The following is a 16977-nucleotide window of genomic DNA, read 5'->3' as shown; positions in this document are numbered from 1 at the left end:
CCGTTACGCTGCCTGCTCCTCCGCCCGCTCCCGGAAGAAGGCCCGGATCGCGTCCCAGACCATGGTCTCTTCGGACAGGTGGTAGACCCCCACCGGCGCGCGGGCGTGCTGCAGCTCCCGGAACATCTGAGCCATCTCGGAGGTCTCCCGGCCTCCGTCGGCCGCTCCGACCTCCACGAAGCCCATGTAGTTCGCCACGCCCCCCAGGCGGGTGAGGGCCTGGGTGGCCGCCTCCCGGTCCTGCACGAAGTTCTGCCCGTCGGAGGCGTAGAACACGTAAATGTTGTAGCGGGAAGGGGCGAACCCCCCTTCGATCCGCTGGATCACCCGGTTGAAAGCCGTGGAGGCGACGGTGCCGCCGGTGCCCCGCACCTCGAAGAACTGCTGCTCGTCGAACTCCCAGGCGTTTTCCGTATGGGCGATGAACACGGTGCTGATGTGCCGGTACTGCCTGCGCAAGCCCTGCACCACCCAGAAAAAGAAGGTCTTGGCGAGCTGGCGGTCGCGGCCGCCCATGCTGGCGGAGACGTCCATCACGAAAAACACCACCGCCTCCGAGGCCGGGCGCACGCGCTTGATAAGCTGGCGGTAGCGCAGGTCGGTATCGTGGAACGCCGGTCCGCCCTTCTGGATATTGCGCCGCTTGATGGATTCGATGAGGGAGCGGCGCCGGTCCAGCCGCGACCGGGCCCCCCGCCGGTCCCACCCTTCCCGGGTGTAGTCGGTCTGCTCCACCGACCCGGCCTTGGCGGTGAGATTGGGCAATTCCAGCTCCTCCCACAGCCAGTCCACGATGTCGTCCACCGTGAGCTCCACCACGAATTGGATTTCGCCCCGGTTGTTGCCCCCGCTGCCGGGTCCCTTGTCTTCGCCCGCCCCTCGCCCCCGGCGCAGGACGTCCCCCGGCTTCACGTCCCCCTGCCCGACGCCTGCGTGCTCGCCGTGCTCGGAGAGGCGAAAGCGGTAGTGCTCCAGCAGCCTCACCGGCACCTGCACGCGCCGGTTGCCGTCGGTGCCCAGGATGTCCGCCTGGGAAATCAAGTCCGGCAGGTTGGACCGGACCGCCTCCCGCACCTTCTCGTTGTGGCGCAGCCAATCCCGCGCCCCGCGGGAGAACAGGTCATACCACGCGCCGCTGCCCTGCTCACCGACCGGGGAAGCGGGAGTGCTGGAGGTGCCGCTCGTCATGCCTGTCATGCGCGTCATCGTCTTGGGGCGATCCGGCCGCCCCTTACTCCTGGGACAACAGGGTGGTCACGTAATTCATGGCCTCCTTGGCGCTATGGTCATCATAACCGTAATGGCTGACGAGCCTTTCCTGCACCGCGGAAATCTTCTTCTGGGCCTCTTCGTCCGGCCGGGCGGCCGAGGTCACCAGCCGCAGCACGTCCCGGCGCTCCTCAAACAGGTATTGCTCGATGGCGTCGTGGAGCCGGGAATGGCTGTCCAGGGTGAACTTCTGCCCGGCCTTGTAGGCCACCATGGCCTTGCGCACCACTTCCTGGCGGAACGTCTCCTTGCCCGAATCCGAGATCTTGATCTTCTCTTCCACGGAACGCAGGAAGCGCTCGTCCGGCGCCCGGCTTTCCCCGGTGATGGGATCGACCACCTCGCGCCGGTCCAGGGAGGCCTCCACCTCGTCCAGGTACTTGTCCAGGAGCTGCTGGGCCTCCTCCTCGAAGGAGGTGAACAGGGCCTTGTGCACGTCTTCCTTCACCCACCGGTTGTAGAAGTCCTTACGGGTCACCACCAGGTAGTCCATCCACTGCCGCTTCTGGTGGGCGTCCATGCGGGCATCCGACTCGATGGCGTCCTTGAGGGCAAGCAGCACCTCCATGCTGGTCAGGCTCGAGGTCTCGCTTCGGGTGATGGCGTTGGACAAGGCGTTGATCACGAAGCGGGGGCTCGCCCCGGACAGGCCCTCGTCCGGGTGCTCCGCCCGCACCCGCTCCACCTCGGTCTCCGGGAAACCGTCCACGTGCTCGCCCGCATACAGGCGCACCTTCTTCGACATGTCCAGGTCGTCCCGGGCCGACTTCTTGAGGCGGGTGAGCACCGCAAACACCGCCGCCACCTTGAGCGCATGGGGGTCCAGGTGCACGTCGCGGAAGGTCTTGGCCGCCGAGACCAGCTTGGCGTAGATCCTCGCCTCGTCCAGGTAGGAGAGGGTATAGGGCACCTTGACGATCACCATGCGGTCCAGCAGCGCCTCGTTTTCCTTTTCCTGCAAGAACTTGTGGAACTCAGCCAGGTTGGTATGGGCGACGATGGTCTCGTCCAGGTAGATCAGGGGGAAGCGGGAGACCTTCACGTTCTTTTCCTGAGTGAGGGTGAGCAGAACGTAGAGAAACTCCCGCTTGACCTTGAGGATCTCGATCATCTCCAGTAGGCCCCGGCTGGCTGAGTACAGCGCTCCCGACCAGGACCAGGCACGAGGATCGCCCTCGTCCCCGATCTCGGCCACCTTGGACAGGTTCACGGAGCCCACCAGGTCGGCGATGTCGGCGGTGCTGGGGTCATGGGGCGCGTAGGTACCCACCCCGGAGCGGGCCGCCTCCGAAATGAACATGCGGCGAACCGGGAACTGCATGAAATCGCCGCCGAACTCTATCTCCAGACGCACCCGGCAGTAGGGGCAGAGCTCCCCCTGGATCTCCACCCCATAGGTCTCCCGGACCTGGGCCCGGAGGGTATGGGGAATCAGGTGCAGGGGCGACTCGTTGACCGGGCAGCCGGCGATGGCGTAGAGGGCTCCCTCGTCGGTGCGGCTGTACTCTTCCAGCCCCTGCTTGAGCAGGATCACTAGGGTCGACTTGCCGCCGGAGGGCGGGCCCAGGAGCAGGAGCAGCCGGCGGCCCACGTCGGAGCCAGCGCTCGCCGCCTTGAAGTACTCGGTGACCCGGGTCAGCGCTGCGTCGATGCCGAAGAGTTCGTGGGAGAAGAGAGCCGTCACCGGCTTCGTTTCCCCATCGCTCTGCTTCTCGGCATACCAGCGCAGCATGTCCCAGATGTACTCATGGCTCAGCCGGCTGTGGCGCTGGGGCGCCTGGGGAACGATCTGCTCGATGAATTCCCTGAACGTTCCCGACCAGTGTTGGGCGTTGTGCTGACGCGCGAAGGCGGTCAGCGACTCCACCAGGCTGTTGCTCGAGTTTCGTTCCGTCATGTCTCGCTTCACCATGTTTGGGGCATCGGCTACTTCCAGTCTAGACGAAGCGCTGGAGGAAGTAGGAGTCGCAAGCCCGAATTACCCTCAATTTAACCTCTTTTTAGACGCCCCTGGCGAGGGAAACGTTCTGATCCCAGGGACCTTTTGCCCGCCTCGCCCGTCGTGCGCCTTTCCCGGCGGCCCGCTCCCGGTTCCCCTTCTCCCCGCACCCGGCAAGCCGCGGCGTGACACCTGCTTTTCGTCTCGGCCCGGAGTGGGGCAGGCTTGCTTCTCTATTTCATAGCAAACGCCCGCCGCGTCGGTGGGTTGACCTAGCGCAAGGAAGTGCCCTCTTCGCCGGCGCTTGAAAAGCCCACCGGACCCGAACCCTGATCGTCGGAAACGCATCCCAAAGCGGGATGGGACAGGTGGGCCGGCCGCAATCCTCGAAGAGACCCCATGCAAGACTGGGGCCAAGCCGAAAGAGATTCGACGACGCCGAGGAACTACCCTCCAGCGTCCACGAAGTGCCGTAAAGCGTCCGGCGCCACCGCCCTCACGCAGCAAAGCGGGGATTTCGACCGGCATGGATCTTGCGAAGCCGCAGCGCGATGGTGAAAGCTCTCCCTCGTCTCGTCTTGATCGCCGTGGTGGTCCATGGACTCGGGGGCTGCGCCAGTGCGCCCCCGCCCCGGCCGCCGATGGCGCCTCCCGTGGCCTCCGCCACCCTTTCCGCGGAAGAGGTAAACCCCGCGCTCCCCGGACCGATGGTCCAAGCCCAGGAAGCCGCCGGCCACGCCACCAGGGCTGTCCGCCATGCGCTGGCCATGGTGGGCAGACCATACCGGGCGGGAGGCGCCGGTCCGGACGGATTCGACTGCAGCGGGCTGGTCCACTACAGCTTTCTCCGCGCCGGCCTACCGGTGCCCCGGGATACCCGCTCCCTCCTTCAAGCGGGCAGGCCGGTCGAGACGGAGGCGCTGGCCCCAGGCGACCTGGTGTTCTTCGACCAGGAGGGCAAAAAGGCCTCCCACGTGGGCATTTACTTGGGCCGGGGCCGATTCGTGCACGCGCCGTCCACCGGCGGCCGGGTACGGGTGGATCGCCTGGATGCCCCCCACTGGCGCTTGAGCTTCAGCGAAGCCCGGCGGCTCTGACCGTTCGAAACCCATTTCCGATGCCGGGGGAAAGGCCCAAGCGTCCGCCGGGGCCGGCGTCCTGGATTACCATAAAAAAACCCGGCGGGCCGCGGGTGAACCCGTCCCTTTCATCAATAGGACTCAGAATGGAGAACCGACCATGAGCGCTCCCCCCAAGGCGGCGGTGGTGACCGGCGCCGGCACCGGCATCGGAAAAGTAGTGGCCCTCGCCCTGCTGAAGGAGGGCTACCGGGTCGCCCTGGCGGGACGCCGCCGGGAGCCCCTGGAGCAGGCCGCCGCCGAGGCCGGCCCCGCGGCCCCTCGGGCCTTGGTGGTGCCCACCGACGTGAGCGATCCGGCCTCCGTGCGCCAGCTCTTCGCCCGGGTTCGAGAAGCCTTCGGGCGGCTGGACCTGCTCTTTAACAACGCCGGGGTCTTTGTGCCGGGGGCGTCGCTGGAGGACGTCCCCTTCGAGCACTGGAAGGCCTCGGTGGACGTCAACCTGACCGGCGCCTTCCTGTGCACCCAGGAAGCGTTCAACATCATGAAAAATCAGACGCCGCGGGGCGGCCGCATCATCAACAACGGCTCCATCTCGGCCCACGCCCCCCGGCTCCACTCGGCCCCCTACACCGCCACCAAGCACGCCATCACGGGGCTGACCAAATCCACCTCCCTGGACGGGCGCAAATACGACATCGCCTGCGGCCAGATCGACATCGGCAACGCCGCCACCGACATGGCCGCCAAGTTCGCCCAGGGCGCGTTACAGGCGGACGGCTCGGTCAAACCCGAGCCGCTCCTGGACCTCACCCACGTGGCGAGCGCCGTGCTCTACATGGCCAGCCTGCCCCTGGACGCCAACGTGCAGTTCATGACCCTCATGGCCACCAAGATGCCCTTCATCGGCAGGGGCTAGGCCATCAGCGGCTTGTACTTGATCCGGTGCGGCCGGTCGGCTTCGTCCCCCAGCCGCCGGCGCCGGTCTTCCAGGTAGTCGGCGTAGTTGCCCTCGAACCACGCCACCCGGCTCTCCCCCTCGAAGGCGAGGATGTGGGTGGCGATGCGGTCCAGGAACCAGCGGTCGTGGGAAATCACCACCGCGCAGCCCGGGAAATCGAGCAATGCCTGTTCCAAAGCGCGCAAGGTCTCCACGTCCAGATCGTTGGTGGGCTCGTCCAGGAGCAACACGTTGCCCCCGCTCTTGAGTAGCTTGGCGAGGTGCAGCCGGTTGCGCTCGCCGCCGGAGAGCTCCCCCACCCGCTTCTGCTGATCCGGGCCCCTGAAGTTGAACCGTCCCAGGTAGGCCCGGCTCGGGATCTGGTAGCCGCCCACCTGGATCACGTCCAGGCCTCCGGAGACCTCCTCCCACACGGTCTTCTCCGAGTCCAAAGCCTCCCGGGACTGGTCCACGTAGGCGAGCTTGACCGTGTCGCCGAAGCGCAGCACGCCCCCGTCGGGCCGCTCCTCGCCCACCAGAATGCGAAAGAGCGTGGTCTTGCCCGCCCCGTTCGGGCCGATCACTCCCACGATGCCGCCCGGCGGAAGGCGGAAGCTCAGGTCTTCGAACAGGAGCCGGTCGCCGTAGGACTTTTTCAGGCTCTCCGCTTCGATCACTAGCGCTCCCAGCCGGGGCCCCGGCGGGATGTAGATTTCGTTAGTTTCGTTGCGTTTCTGATACTCCTGGGACTCCAGTTCGTGGAAGCGGGCGAGCCGCGCCTTGCTCTTGGCGTGGCGCCCCTTGGGATTGGCGCGCACCCATTCCAGCTCCGCCTGCATGGCCTTGATCCGGGCCGACTCCTGCCGGGCTTCGATCTCCAGGCGCTTCTCTTTCTGCTCGAGCCATGACGAGTAGTTGCCCTGCCACGGGATGCCCTGGCCCCGGTCTAGCTCCAGGATCCATCCGGCCACGTTGTCCAGGAAGTAGCGGTCGTGGGTCACCGCCACCACCGTGCCCGGGTAGTGCTTCAGGTACTGCTCCAGCCACTGCACGGAAAGCGCGTCCAGGTGGTTGGTGGGCTCGTCGAGCAGCAGCATGTCCGGCTGGGACAGGAGCAGCCGGCACAGGGCCACCCGGCGCTTTTCGCCCCCGGAGAGGGTGGTCACGTCCGCATCCCAGGGCGGCAGGCGCAGGGCGTCCGCCGCGATCTCCAGGCGCCGCTCCACCTCCCAGCCCTGGAGCGCGTCGATCTTGTTCTGGAGTTCTCCCTGCTCTTCCAAGAGCCGGGCCATCTCCTCGTCGTCGAGGGGTTCGGCGAAGCGCTCCGAGATGGCGTTGAAGCGGTGGATCAGGGCGAGGGTCTCCGCCACACCCTCTTCCACGTTGCCGCGCACGTCCTTGGACGGATCCAGCGAGGGCTCCTGGGGCAGGAAGCCGATCTTGATGCCCGGCATGGGGATCGCCTCCCCCTCGTACTCCCGGTCCACGCCCGCCATGATCCTGAGCAGCGTGGACTTGCCCGAGCCGTTCAGGCCCAGGACTCCGATCTTGGCGCCGGGCAGGAAGGAAAGGGAGATGTCCTTGAGGATCGCGCGCTGGGGCGGGACCACCTTGCCCACCCGCAGCATGGTGTAGACGTATTGAGCCATTCGATATGCCGTCCGATTCCGGTTGTCCTGGAAAGGCGAAATTATGAAGAAAAAAGGCGGCTACAACACGGCGCGGGAAGCACCGCCCCTGTGTCGAATGCGCCGATTCCCCCACGGTCTCGGGGCGAGGGCATGAGATGACGAGGCCGCGAGCCCAAAGGTTGCGACCGGACGGGCGGTACGAGAGACGGGCGCGTTTCGCTTTCTCATCGGCAAACCACGCAAGGGCATGCGCGCCCGGCAAATCCGTTTCGTCGATCGCTGAAAAACCTTCACTCATGCGACTCCGGAGGCCGCCTACAATGGGCCTGTCAGCAACGCGGTCCAGCCCATGCCTCATTCTATCCACGTCGCTTTTCGATCCGAGTGCAGCAGCCTGGGGGATCGTCTGCGCCGGTTGCTGTCGGGGCTCTTTCCCCTTCCCGGGACCCAGGGTGTTCATTGCGTCCCCGCGGTCGCGATCCCGTTCCGCCGCCTGGTGGTGCATCTCTCCAAGGGACAGCTCCTCGCGATCCGGGATGGAAGTGGCTGCGCCGTCCGGTGCGTGTCGGGAGAGTTGTGGATCACCCAGGACTGCTCGACGAGGGACGTCATTCTGAGTGCGCGTGAGGAATTTGTCCTGGACCTGCCGGGGCTTGCCCTCGTTCACGCGACGAAAGAGAGCGTTGCCTGCGTCACCCGGCCAGCGCCAGTCCCATCGCCCGAGCACGCATGGTGGATCAAGTTCTTCGACATGGATACTGCGGCAGGCAAGCCCTGACCGGGAAGTTGCACGATGGCTGACAAGGAGACCCCGTTCGCCATCTGTGCGCTCCGGAATCCGCCCTATCACCTCGTCCCGCGCCGCGTCGATGACCGGAATGGAATCGCGGCGGGTCGGCGGGCACCACTTACCGCCCACATAGATCCGAGCAAATTGCATGTCTCGTTGCTACTTATCCATCGGAGTCCTCCGAAACGCTTCGGCACAAGAGGCAGCGAGGTTCATGGTAGGGCATTACGCCCCTGTTGCGGCACGGCGGCCAACCCGTCCCGGATCGCTTTTTTCGTAGAACTGCTGCAACCGCCGCCTGACCTCATTCCCCAAGGCCATCCTCGAGTAGCCATTGATCGCCTCGATGCGGAGCTGATCGTCGAGGCCTCTGCCGATCATCTCCAGCACCGTGGCCTTGGCCGAGCGCACTGCCTCCTGATCGTTGCGCAGGATGTGTTCGGCGACGGCCAGCGCCTGATCCATGAGCGCCTCGTGAGGAACGACCCGGGAGACGAGCCCCGCCCGCAGGGCGCGCTCGGCGTCGACCGGCTCCGCGGTCAGCACCATCTCCATGGCGAAGCCCACGCCGCAACTGTTGACCAGCCTCGGAATGCCCCCGTCGCCGTGATGAAACCCGCGGCGGGCCTCGAAGGATCCGAACACGGCGCGCTCGGAAGCGATGCGGATGTCCGCCGCCAGCGCAAGCTCGAATCCGGCGGCGATGGCCCATCCGTTCACCGCCGCGATGATGGGCTTGCGCAGCCAATGCATGCCGCGGGTGATTCCGCCCAGGCCCACGGGAACGAGATCGAGCACCTTCTGCTGGTCCGCGCCCACGTACTCGGGGACGAAGGTCTTGAGGTCCATGCCGGCACAGAACGCCCCCCCGTTGCCGGTGATCACAGCGACGTCGAGATCGGCGCTTCGGCCAAATTCCCGCCACGCTTCAACCAGCAGATGATGCACGTCCTGGTCGATGGCGTTTCTCGCCTCGGGACGGTTCAGCGTCACCCACAGGACGCGCCCGCGCCGTTCCACCAATACCTTGCTCATAGGTCCTCCTTTTTCTTTAACAGGGGGTGGTCTTGTAAACCAGGTTGTTGTGGGGAACGTCGCCGCTCAGCCGGTGATTCCACAAGGCTTTCAGCCTCGAATGGGTGACGTATAGCCTCGTGCCATCGCTGTCCAGGCTCGTCGGCATTTCCACCGTGAAGCCCCCGAGGCATTCCGCGACGTCCGCCATTTCCCCTTCGCGGAGGCGAATGCGCGCCACCCGGTCGGTGAATCCGAGCGCGGCATAGGCGAGCGCATCTTCTTCCGCAGGCGCCTTTCCGCCCGTGTCGGCGCTGCGAACCGTCGAACGGATCGCCAGACCGCAAACGCCGGCAAGCCGCCCTGGGGGCGCGAGTCGTTCCGCGCGCCGGGTATCGAGATCGAACCGCCACAGCTCTCCCGCCGCCGAGGAGCCGGCCAGCAGCCACTTCCCGTCGGGCGAGACGGCCAGCGCGGAAAATCCCTCGGCCCCCGGCCCGCCGCCGCCAGCCGCGGCATGCCATGGGGCCAGCTCGAGGCTTTCCCCATCCACCCGGTAAATGTGCCCGCGGGTGTTGTCGGAGATGAATGCGCTTCCGTCCGGAGCCAGGGCGATGTCGGGCAGACAATGCCTCGCGCTCGCCCGCGTCGCCAGGAAAACGCCGTCTTTGACGAGCCGGAGCGATCCCAAGTCGTACACGTAGAGCGCGCCGTGATCCAGCACCCAGAGCCGGTTGCGCTTCTCGTCCACGCGCACCCGCGCGGCGCCGTATTTCCCGTCTGCATGGGGCGCGAGGAACTGCTTCTGCGCCTTTGCCGGGTCCAGAGGCAGGAGCACCAGGGTGCCGTCCTGGTGGCTTCCCACGATGAGCGCGTCCTGCGCCGGCCAGTAGGCGAGCGCCGTGGGGTGCCATAGGGGAGACGGGTCTTTCCAGAAGAGCCAGTTGTCTTGTGGCTTGCAACCCTGCGCCATCAGAACAGTTGCGGCCAGGAGGAGGAGATACAGCGTCGTTCGCGATGACATGTGCGTGCCCGGATGTTTCCCGCGGAAGTACCAGCGGCTATCATAGAGATGACGCCCCAGCGCCGCGCGGATTCTTTTTCATCGTTCGTTGAGCCCTTCTCACCATGGCATCGGTTCGGCACCTTCCGCCCCTTCAAACCTTGGCCGCCTTCGAGGCGGCCGCGCGTCTGGAGAGTTTCGCCCGCGCTGCCGACGAGCTCTGCGTGACCCACAGCGCCGTTAGCCATCGCATCCGTCTGCTGGAGAATCACCTGGGCGCGCGGCTGTTCTTGCGCCTGGGAAAGAAGGTCGTGCTCACGCCCCAGGGAATGAGTTTCCTCGAGACGGTCACGCGTGCCCTGGAACTGCTCCGCGCCGGGGCCGCATCGGTCGCGCGCCAGAGCGGCCGCCGGCTTCGCCTCTCGACGCTTCCGGCCTTCGCCCATAGCTGGCTGGTCTACCGCATCGAGCGCTTTCTCCGGGCCCATCCGGACATCGACCTGGAGATCGACACGACCCCCAGCGTGGTGGATCTCAAGTCCGGAGAAGCGGACCTCGCCATTCGCCACGGCCTGGGAAACTGGGAAGGATTGGAAGTGATACGCTTCCTGGACGACGAGCTGCAGGCGGTCTGCAGTCCTAACTTCCGGGACGCGCATCCGGAAATCAAGGAACCCCGCGATCTGAAGGAAGCGCCGCTGCTTCGCCACACCGCCCAGCGCTGGGCGCCGTGGTTTCGGGCGGCGGGACTGGACTGGCCGGAACCCGCCCGCGGCCCGGCGTACAGCGACAGCGCGGTGATGCTGGCTGCGGCCGCTGAAGGGCACGGCGTCGCGCTGGCCAAGCGCTTGCTCGCCGCGCCGGCGATCGAAAGCGGCCGCCTCGTTCCGCTGTTCCCGCTAGCGGTCAAGGCCCGGGAGGCCTATCATATCGTGTACGTGAAATCCGCCCGGGACCGGCCGGAGGTCAACGCGTTCGTGCAGTGGCTTCTTTCCGAGGCCGAGCCTTCCGGGAACGGGGCGAATTGCTGAGGCCCTGTGCCCCTTCAAGCGCTTCTGGACGACGATCGATCTTCTCCAAACCACCCCCCATCGCCCATGCCGATCCACACAGCACTGACACGAAAGCTGCCCCTCGATTGCCCCATCATCCAGGCGCCCATGGCCGGTGGCGCGACGACCGTGGACCTGGTCGTCGCGGTGTGCGAGGCCGGCGCTCTGGGTTTCATCGCCGGGGCCTATACCACGCCCGCCCAGATCCTGGAGACGGCGCGAGCCGTGCGCGAGCGCACCGCCAGGCCCTTCGGCATCAACCTGTTCGCGCCCCAGCCGATGCCCGAGCTGCCGGGGGACGCTGGCCGCGCCCTCGAGCGGGTCGCCCTCTACCACGCCGAGCTGGGCCTGCCGCCGCCCGAGCTCCCCGCCCCGGCGCCGGACCCGTTCGAGGAGCAGCTTCCCGCGGCGCTGGAATCCGGCGCCTCGGTCTTCAGCTTCACCTTCGGCCCCTTGCCCGAGGCGGCCGTCGCCGCCATCAAGGCCCGCGGCATGTTCCTGATGGGAACCGCCACCACGGTGGAAGAAGCGATCGCCCTGGAGAAGTCGGGCGTGGACGCCATCGTGGCCCAGGGCGCGGAGGCCGGCGCCCACCGCGGGACCTTCGCCGCCGATTTCGACGCCGCGATGGTGGGAACCCTGGCGCTGGTGCCCCAGGTGGCGGACGCGGTCCGGGTGCCGGTGGTCGCCTCCGGCGGCATCATGGACGGCCGGGGCATCGCGGCGGCGCTGGCGCTGGGGGCGGCCGGGGTGCAGATGGGCACGGCGTTCCTCGCCTGCCCCGAGGCGGGTGTTCCCGAAGCCCATAAGGCGGCGATCCTCACGGCGCGGGAGCATCGGACGCGGGTGACGCGAGCCTTCTCCGGCCGCCCGGCGCGGGGGCTCGTCAACCGCTTCATGACGGAAGTGGATGAGAGCGGCGCGATCCTGCCGTTCCCGCTGCAGAACAGCCTCACCCGGCCGCTGCGCGCGGCCGCCGCCCGGTTGAACCGCCCGGAATTTCTCTCCCTGTGGGCGGGCCAGGGGGTGGGGCTTGCCCGGCGGCAGCCGGCGGGCGCGCTCATCGCCCGGCTCAACCGGGAACTGGAGCAGGCGCTCGAGCGCCTGGCGGCGTCACAAAGAACGCCCGCGCAAGAAGGGTAAGCGCCCGGCGTCCCAAGGGCACAAAACCGGGGGCGGCCTTCCACACGGGCGAGTCAGCCTCCCCGGCCGTCTCTACAGCCAGCCCGCCTTCTGAAGCGCCGCCACAGCAGCGCGTCCGCCCCCGCCATCACCGCCAGGACCAGGGGATAGCCGAAGGTCCAGTCCAGCTCCGGCATGTGGCGGAAGTTCATGCCGCAGATGCCGGCGATCATGGTCGGAACGGCAACAACGCGGCGTAGGAGGCGAGCCGCCTCATCACCTCGTTTTCCGCCAGGGCGATCATGGCAAGATTGACCTGCATCACGGTATTCAGCATCTCGCGCCGGCCCTCGATGGTCCGCAGCACCCGCAGCAGGTGATCGGAGACGTCGCGGGAGTACTCCTGCATGCCGCCGCACACCGGGGGAGTGCGCCCGCCGTGGAGCTTGCTCACCGCCTCCAGCAGCTGGGCGACCGCATGCTGCACGATCATCAGGCGGTGCTTGAGGGAATCTGGGCGAGCTCCTGCGGAGTGGGGTCCTTGAGCGCCACCCACACGAAGCCGCCGGGTTTGACCAGATAATCGCTGATCCCCTCTACGGGGAGATCGGCAAGCTTTCGACCGTCCTGATAGGCAAGGCAGCTGATGAGCATAGGCGGGCTGGCACCGATTCGGGGGGCGAAGAAGAAAAGGCAACCGCCGCCTGCGCCTTGTGCGTGGGGAAGGCGCGGGCGCGGGAATTCCAGAGGCCGGGGAGTGCACCCCGCGCCGGATCAAACGATAAGGGCGATCAGCAGGACCACCAGGATGATGATGAGGAGATCCCGGACGCTCAGATCGCCGCCCGCCGGCAGGGTGTTGATCCTTTCGGACACCATCCTGACTTCCTCGGCGGTCATGGCGTCTACGCGCTTTTTCGCCAGCTCGGGCTCGACCCCCAGGGCCTTGAGTTTTTCCCGGGCCTCGTCCCGGTCGAGGACGCCCTTAAGCTGCTCGCGCTGGACCTCTACGCCGGCGGGATCCAGGAGCCGCTCGGTCGAGACAATCTCCGCCTGCCCGGCGACGCTCTGAAGCGCGAACATCGACCCCGCCAAGAAGCGGCTGCAAAAAGCAGGCACACGCAATGCCATCTTGATCCTCCCTATTGGACGGTGACAAGGCGATGCCATGTTAACCCCAACCCGGCCCGTATTTCCAGGCTCCCGCCAAAAGCCCTTGGTCCCTTCCCGGCTCAGCGCGGTGAATCGACTCCCTCGTTCTTGAGCTTGCGCAGGATCAGGTAGATCTCGTCCTTGAGCTTGAGCCGCCGTTTCTTCATCGCTTCGAACTCGAAGTCTTCGAACGGCTTGTCGTTTTCCTCGATGTCCACGATCTCCGCGTTCACTTTTTCGTACTCGTCGAACAGGTGCGCGAGATGGGGATCCCGCTCCCTGAGCTCGTGGATGAGGGGGACGAATTCCGGAAACTCGTGATCCAGGTCGTGGGGAAGAACTCGCATACTGGCCTCCCGTGTCCATCGGAACCTGCACGCCGGGGTGGGGTCCGGCGCCAGACAGCATAACGCCGGCGAGGCGACCCGACCAACCGGGCACGACCGGAAGCCCCCGCCGCAAGCGGGGTGCCCTTTCCCTCCGCGGGGAGCGGGAAGACCGGGGCTGGCCCACGCGCCTATTTCTTGTTTTCGGCGAGCTGGGCGATCAGCCACTGAAGCTCGCGGTCCACGATGGCGCGGGAGACCTCCACCCCTTGGGCGTACGCGATCACTTCCTCGGTGCTCAGGATGATGGATTTGGAACCCCGGGGGCTTTCCACGGTGACGCGGTGATGCTTCGCCCCCGGCAACCATCCAGCTTCATCCCACACGGGCTCGCCCCGCAACGCAACCCCCGCCTGCCTGGCCAGCGCGACCAACTTGCGCGAGATCTCTTTGGCTCCCAGTTTGGCCAGCTCGCTTGCCTCGGGCCTGGTGTCCATGGCTACGCGGGTAGGAATTTTTCGGACTCGAGGGGTGCAACAATAAGCATCCGCGGCAGGGAACCCCCATCACCACCTGCCCGGCGATGAAACAAACTCCTCCTTTCAATTATTTAGACTGTTTATGGGGCAGAAATTCCCGCGGATCCCCGTTCGCCCGCGAACCTGCCGCCGGAAGGAGAAGGGCGCCCGGGGGCGGCCGCGGTCTAAGGCACCCGGGCAGCCGCCGGACAGTCTAAGGGCGTGAAAAGGGCCGGACGCTGCCCCGGCATGTCCATCATCGGGGTGTGGCGGTACCCCAGGCCCGGCCCGGGCGTAACGAAACGGAGGAGAAGTATGCCGATCTACGAATACCAGTGCCGGGAGTGCGGCGAGAAGTTCGAGCGCTCCGAGCACATAGCCGAGCACGGCCGTGAGAAGCCCCGCTGCCCCAAGTGCGGGGGTGACAAGGTGGAGCCGCTCCTCGCGCCCTTCTTCGCCAAGACCTCCCGAAAGAGCTGAAAACCCTGTCTCCTGACCCGGCGGTTGGGGCGGTAGAAAGGGAGGCGCGCGTTCAGCCGGGGTTCAGCTTGTGCTCCCTAGGATGGGAGGGGTGACGGCAGATTGCCGTGCCTTACGAGGAAGCGCCATGAACAACAGGAACGCCACCATCGCTTTCGGTTTTGTGATCGCCGCCGCGGCCGTCCCGGCCGCCGCCCGCCACGACGATGGGTATGTCGTCGCCCGTGTCGTGTCCGCCACCCCCGTGTACCGGCAAGTCGTTGAGCCCCGCCAGGCGTGCTGGTTCGAGCGGGTCGCGGAGCAGGAGCGCTCCTACACCGGCGCCGTAATCGGCGGCATCGCGGGCGGGCTCCTGGGCCATCAAGTGGGCAAGGGAAGCGGCAAAACCCTCGCCACCGCGGCGGGGGCCGTTACCGGCGCCCTGGTGGGTGATCACTTGGCGAACCGGGACCGGGCCCCCGGCTACCGGGATGTGAAACGCTGCCGCACGGTGGAGCACGTCCGGCAAGTGCACGACGGCTACGAGGTGGTCTACCGCCACGCGGGCCGGGAGCACGTGACCGTCCTGCCCCACCCTCCCGGACCTACGGTGCGCATCCCGGTCTCCGTCCACGCGGTCCACGTCCATCCGGCGCATCCCTTTCCTCCCGGCTGGTACAAGCACAAGGTCAAGCACAAGGAAAAGCACAAGCACGGGGACTACGAGTACGAATACGAGTACGAGTGGGACGATTGAAGCCCGCCCGCCGGGCGCCGGTCACTCCGGGTCGCCCGGCCTCTCTTTGTCGCGCACTTCGAATCGGGTCTCCCCTCGATCGATCAGGGGCGCCGGATCTCCGCCGTCATTACCGGCCTCTTGGCCCGTGGCGGCGGAGAGCCTCCCCGGGACGGGCGGGCAGGCAATCGGCGGCACTGAACCACGGGCGGTGGGACGGCGCGCGGTGGTGCAATGCGCAACCCCGGCGCCGCCGGGCCCTGAACCGCGCCCGCGGCGGGAGGGACGGCACGCCCCGGGGCTTCCCCGAACGCAGCTGGCGGGTACGAAACCCGGTGGGAAGGCGGACGGAGAGGACCTGCCTGGCCGGATCCGGGCAGCGCTCGCAGGGGGTACGGTGTTTTCAGCCAGTGCGGCTACCCCCGGGGCGGGGCGGTGGGACGTTGGACAACGGGGCAGAACTTCCGGCTCTTGCGCCCTCCGGTATGAGTCTTGTGGACCCCTAGGGCCAGGGGAGCGGTTGGCCTTTGGGCTGGTTGAGCCAAGGAGGACTGCATTTTCGCCAGCGCCTTATTCTTCTCCCCAAAGGGGCCGGCTCAACTCTTCGGCGTAGCGCGGGAACATGATGTTGAAGCTCAGGCTCACCCGCTCTTCCGCGCTCGCGTTCTCCGGCACCGAATGGGGCAGCCAGGCGGGGAAGAGAAGCAGCATCCCCGGCCGCACCTGGATTACCGCCAGGTCGGTGTTCTCCCGAGTGAGCTCCGTCACCGGAGGGCGGATCACCCCGGCCTGGGGCCTCGGATCGTGGAAGTAAATGGTGTCCGCGCCCGCCGGAGTGCGGACGTAGTAGACTCCGCTCAGGAAGTTATTGGGGTGGTAGTGCACGGGGTGGGCCGCCCCGGGGGCGAGCACCGTGGCCCAGCAGCCGGTCACCTGGAACTCCGCCGCCCCCACCTTGAGAAAAGTCAGCACCCCATGGCCCGCCAGCTCGATGATCTCCACCAGGGCCCGCAGCTCGGTCCGCTTGTGCAGCCCATAACCGGACTGCCAGCCCTGGCCGCGGGCGAGGGGCGGCAACCTCCGGCGCCCTTCCTCCAGCACCCGGGTCACCGCCGCCTGGATCGGCCCGGAGGTCTCCTCCTTGAGCTGGAACTGCCACACCATCGCGGGAAACAGGGCGTGAAGATCCGTCGCCGCGAGGTGGGGTTTGAGCCTGGCGATCATGGCGCCACCGGAACCGGGACGGGCAATCTTCGCCACAAGGCGCACTACCCGTCCTATTCCAGTCAAGCAAATCTGGACCAAGTTGCAACCGCGGCCCGCCTGGCCCGGGCCGGGTTGGAAACCAGCCAGATCAAGGGATTTGCCCGGCCTGTCCGAGAGGGCTTCCCAGGGTCGGCCGGTATTTCTCCTTGACGGGTCGGAGCGACTTTCCTAGTTTTAAAGCAGGCGAGGAAGCGCGCGGTCCTGCTTTCCGCCGCTCCGGGCAGAGCACACGGATCTCTCTCGACCGCCTGGAGTTTTGCGCTGCACATCGAGGCACGACGTGCCGGTCGAGAGGTCGTGCAACAGTTGCAGCGCCGCGCACGCGATTTCCGTGCGACGAGAAAAGCCGCATGAGTTCCCCGCTCTCTTGCGGGGAGACAGCTTGCACACATGGCCGCCGCCTGAAACGCGGCCTGGTCCGCGGGGCGATACCGACCGGTTGTGCGGTCTAACGTGCAAGCCGGGGCCGCAAGCACCTCCATGAGCTCGTGGGGGTCAAGGCTCCAGGCCCGGGGACGGAAGCCCTGCCCCGGGCCTTTCATTTGGAGCGCTTTCCGGCCTTCGTCCCCCATGGCCGCGTCTTCCCTCCCGGCGCCGGCTATGCAAAGATTTCCGCCGCCCGGAACTCATGCTGGCGCGCCCGAGTCAACCCAACGCGGCCGGGCGGCATTCCCGTTCCGT

The 16977-nt window shown here is 66.8% G+C and carries 17 protein-coding genes and 1 pseudogene; 7 read left to right on the top strand and 11 right to left on the bottom strand.

What is annotated here, in order from left to right:
* Positions 1-3: 3 nt before the first annotated feature.
* Both ACTFO6_RS04980 and ACTFO6_RS04975 read right to left on the bottom strand, forming a co-directional pair.
* Entirely contained in the window at positions 4-1197 is a 1194-nt protein-coding gene (locus tag ACTFO6_RS04980) for a DUF444 family protein (RefSeq protein WP_439933339.1), read from the bottom strand.
* Positions 1198-1231: 34 nt separating this feature from the next.
* Complete coding sequence (locus ACTFO6_RS04975; RefSeq protein WP_439933338.1) at positions 1232-3166, bottom strand: serine protein kinase; 1935 nt, start codon at positions 3164-3166, stop codon at positions 1232-1234.
* Positions 3167-3759: 593 nt separating this feature from the next.
* Here ACTFO6_RS04975 and ACTFO6_RS04970 point away from each other — a divergent pair.
* Together ACTFO6_RS04970 and ACTFO6_RS04965 are read left to right on the top strand one after the other, a co-directional pair.
* A complete protein-coding gene (locus tag ACTFO6_RS04970) occupies positions 3760-4305 on the top strand; it encodes a C40 family peptidase (protein ID WP_439933337.1) in 546 nt (181 codons plus the stop codon).
* A gap of 142 nt (positions 4306-4447) precedes the next feature.
* On the top strand, positions 4448-5206 hold the full coding sequence (locus ACTFO6_RS04965; protein WP_439933336.1) for an SDR family oxidoreductase: 759 nt from the start codon (positions 4448-4450) through the stop codon (positions 5204-5206).
* On the opposite strand, the gene ettA is transcribed toward ACTFO6_RS04965, so the two are convergent.
* On the bottom strand, positions 5203-6876 hold the full coding sequence (ettA, locus tag ACTFO6_RS04960; protein WP_439933335.1) for an energy-dependent translational throttle protein EttA: 1674 nt from the start codon (positions 6874-6876) through the stop codon (positions 5203-5205). The genes ACTFO6_RS04965 and ettA overlap by 4 nt on opposite strands.
* Before the next feature lie 331 nt (positions 6877-7207).
* On the opposite strand from ettA, the gene ACTFO6_RS04955 reads away from it, so the two are divergent.
* Positions 7208-7636: a DUF2917 domain-containing protein gene (locus tag ACTFO6_RS04955; RefSeq protein WP_439933334.1), complete on the top strand. Its 429-nt coding sequence runs from the start codon at positions 7208-7210 to the stop codon at positions 7634-7636.
* Positions 7637-7873: 237 nt separating this feature from the next.
* On the opposite strand, the gene ACTFO6_RS04950 is transcribed toward ACTFO6_RS04955, so the two are convergent.
* Both ACTFO6_RS04950 and ACTFO6_RS04945 read right to left on the bottom strand, forming a co-directional pair.
* A complete protein-coding gene (locus ACTFO6_RS04950) occupies positions 7874-8683 on the bottom strand; it encodes an enoyl-CoA hydratase/isomerase family protein (RefSeq protein ID WP_439933333.1) in 810 nt (269 codons plus the stop codon).
* 16 nt (positions 8684-8699) lie between these two features.
* Positions 8700-9635, bottom strand: a complete 936-nt coding sequence (locus ACTFO6_RS04945) for an SMP-30/gluconolactonase/LRE family protein (protein WP_439933332.1) — start codon at positions 9633-9635, stop codon at positions 8700-8702.
* A 155-nt stretch (positions 9636-9790) separates the two neighbouring features.
* On the opposite strand from ACTFO6_RS04945, the gene gcvA reads away from it, so the two are divergent.
* Both gcvA and ACTFO6_RS04935 read left to right on the top strand, forming a co-directional pair.
* Entirely contained in the window at positions 9791-10696 is a 906-nt protein-coding gene (gene gcvA / locus ACTFO6_RS04940) for a transcriptional regulator GcvA (RefSeq protein ID WP_439933331.1), read from the top strand.
* Positions 10697-10762: 66 nt separating this feature from the next.
* The gene (locus tag ACTFO6_RS04935) at positions 10763-11860 is read left to right on the top strand and encodes an NAD(P)H-dependent flavin oxidoreductase (RefSeq protein ID WP_439933330.1); all 1098 of its coding nucleotides are present in this window, start codon (positions 10763-10765) and stop codon (positions 11858-11860) included.
* 53 nt (positions 11861-11913) lie between these two features.
* Here ACTFO6_RS04935 and ACTFO6_RS04930 read toward each other — a convergent pair.
* The 5 genes and pseudogenes from ACTFO6_RS04930 to ACTFO6_RS04910 form a co-directional block, all read right to left on the bottom strand.
* Positions 11914-12350, bottom strand: a pseudogene (locus ACTFO6_RS04930) (CorA family divalent cation transporter); the annotation flags it as partial.
* On the bottom strand, positions 12332-12493 hold the full coding sequence (locus tag ACTFO6_RS04925; protein WP_439933415.1) for a hypothetical protein: 162 nt from the start codon (positions 12491-12493) through the stop codon (positions 12332-12334). The gene ACTFO6_RS04925 and the pseudogene ACTFO6_RS04930, both read right to left, overlap by 19 nt.
* A gap of 120 nt (positions 12494-12613) precedes the next feature.
* Entirely contained in the window at positions 12614-12922 is a 309-nt protein-coding gene (locus ACTFO6_RS04920; RefSeq protein WP_439933329.1) for a PA2779 family protein, read from the bottom strand.
* 149 nt (positions 12923-13071) lie between these two features.
* The gene (locus ACTFO6_RS04915) at positions 13072-13338 is read right to left on the bottom strand and encodes a YdcH family protein (RefSeq protein WP_439933328.1); all 267 of its coding nucleotides are present in this window, start codon (positions 13336-13338) and stop codon (positions 13072-13074) included.
* A gap of 170 nt (positions 13339-13508) precedes the next feature.
* Positions 13509-13814, bottom strand: coding sequence for a hypothetical protein (locus ACTFO6_RS04910; protein ID WP_439933327.1), 306 nt, complete (start codon positions 13812-13814; stop codon positions 13509-13511).
* Positions 13815-14150: 336 nt separating this feature from the next.
* Here ACTFO6_RS04910 and ACTFO6_RS04905 point away from each other — a divergent pair, with 336 nt between their 5' ends.
* Positions 14151-14315, top strand: a complete 165-nt coding sequence (locus ACTFO6_RS04905) for an FmdB family zinc ribbon protein (RefSeq protein ID WP_439933326.1) — start codon at positions 14151-14153, stop codon at positions 14313-14315.
* Positions 14316-14442: 127 nt separating this feature from the next.
* Positions 14443-15051, top strand: a complete 609-nt coding sequence (locus ACTFO6_RS04900) for a glycine zipper 2TM domain-containing protein (RefSeq protein ID WP_439933325.1) — start codon at positions 14443-14445, stop codon at positions 15049-15051.
* Positions 15052-15600: 549 nt separating this feature from the next.
* Here the strand turns inward: ACTFO6_RS04900 and ACTFO6_RS04895 are convergent.
* A complete protein-coding gene (locus ACTFO6_RS04895; protein ID WP_439933323.1) occupies positions 15601-16254 on the bottom strand; it encodes a 2OG-Fe(II) oxygenase family protein in 654 nt (217 codons plus the stop codon).
* Positions 16255-16977: the final 723 nt, after the last annotated feature.

It is taken from the genome of Pelomicrobium sp. G1, from assembly GCF_051905455.1.
In the GTDB taxonomy this organism is placed as follows: domain Bacteria; phylum Pseudomonadota; class Gammaproteobacteria; order Burkholderiales; family UBA6910; genus Pelomicrobium.
Note: the sequence above shows the minus strand (reverse complement) of the source record. Positions and strands in the feature narration are given on the sequence as shown.

Bases quoted from the DNA above. Each gene is read 5' to 3' on its own strand.
- ACTFO6_RS04980 (WP_439933339.1), bottom strand. From the start codon at position 1,197: ATGACAGGCATGACGAGCGGCACCTCCAGCACTCCCGCTTCCCCGGTC.
- ACTFO6_RS04975 (WP_439933338.1), bottom strand. From the start codon at position 3,166: ATGACGGAACGAAACTCGAGCAACAGCCTGGTGGAGTCGCTGACCGCC.
- ACTFO6_RS04970 (WP_439933337.1), top strand. From the start codon at position 3,760: ATGGTGAAAGCTCTCCCTCGTCTCGTCTTGATCGCCGTGGTGGTCCAT.
- ACTFO6_RS04965 (WP_439933336.1), top strand. From the start codon at position 4,448: ATGAGCGCTCCCCCCAAGGCGGCGGTGGTGACCGGCGCCGGCACCGGC.
- ettA (WP_439933335.1), bottom strand. From the start codon at position 6,876: ATGGCTCAATACGTCTACACCATGCTGCGGGTGGGCAAGGTGGTCCCG.
- ACTFO6_RS04955 (WP_439933334.1), top strand. From the start codon at position 7,208: ATGCCTCATTCTATCCACGTCGCTTTTCGATCCGAGTGCAGCAGCCTG.
- ACTFO6_RS04950 (WP_439933333.1), bottom strand. From the start codon at position 8,683: ATGAGCAAGGTATTGGTGGAACGGCGCGGGCGCGTCCTGTGGGTGACG.
- ACTFO6_RS04945 (WP_439933332.1), bottom strand. From the start codon at position 9,635: ATGGCGCAGGGTTGCAAGCCACAAGACAACTGGCTCTTCTGGAAAGAC.
- gcvA (WP_439933331.1), top strand. From the start codon at position 9,791: ATGGCATCGGTTCGGCACCTTCCGCCCCTTCAAACCTTGGCCGCCTTC.
- ACTFO6_RS04935 (WP_439933330.1), top strand. From the start codon at position 10,763: ATGCCGATCCACACAGCACTGACACGAAAGCTGCCCCTCGATTGCCCC.
- ACTFO6_RS04925 (WP_439933415.1), bottom strand. From the start codon at position 12,493: ATGCTCATCAGCTGCCTTGCCTATCAGGACGGTCGAAAGCTTGCCGAT.
- ACTFO6_RS04920 (WP_439933329.1), bottom strand. From the start codon at position 12,922: ATGTTCGCGCTTCAGAGCGTCGCCGGGCAGGCGGAGATTGTCTCGACC.
- ACTFO6_RS04915 (WP_439933328.1), bottom strand. From the start codon at position 13,338: ATGCGAGTTCTTCCCCACGACCTGGATCACGAGTTTCCGGAATTCGTC.
- ACTFO6_RS04910 (WP_439933327.1), bottom strand. From the start codon at position 13,814: ATGGACACCAGGCCCGAGGCAAGCGAGCTGGCCAAACTGGGAGCCAAA.
- ACTFO6_RS04905 (WP_439933326.1), top strand. From the start codon at position 14,151: ATGCCGATCTACGAATACCAGTGCCGGGAGTGCGGCGAGAAGTTCGAG.
- ACTFO6_RS04900 (WP_439933325.1), top strand. From the start codon at position 14,443: ATGAACAACAGGAACGCCACCATCGCTTTCGGTTTTGTGATCGCCGCC.
- ACTFO6_RS04895 (WP_439933323.1), bottom strand. From the start codon at position 16,254: ATGATCGCCAGGCTCAAACCCCACCTCGCGGCGACGGATCTTCACGCC.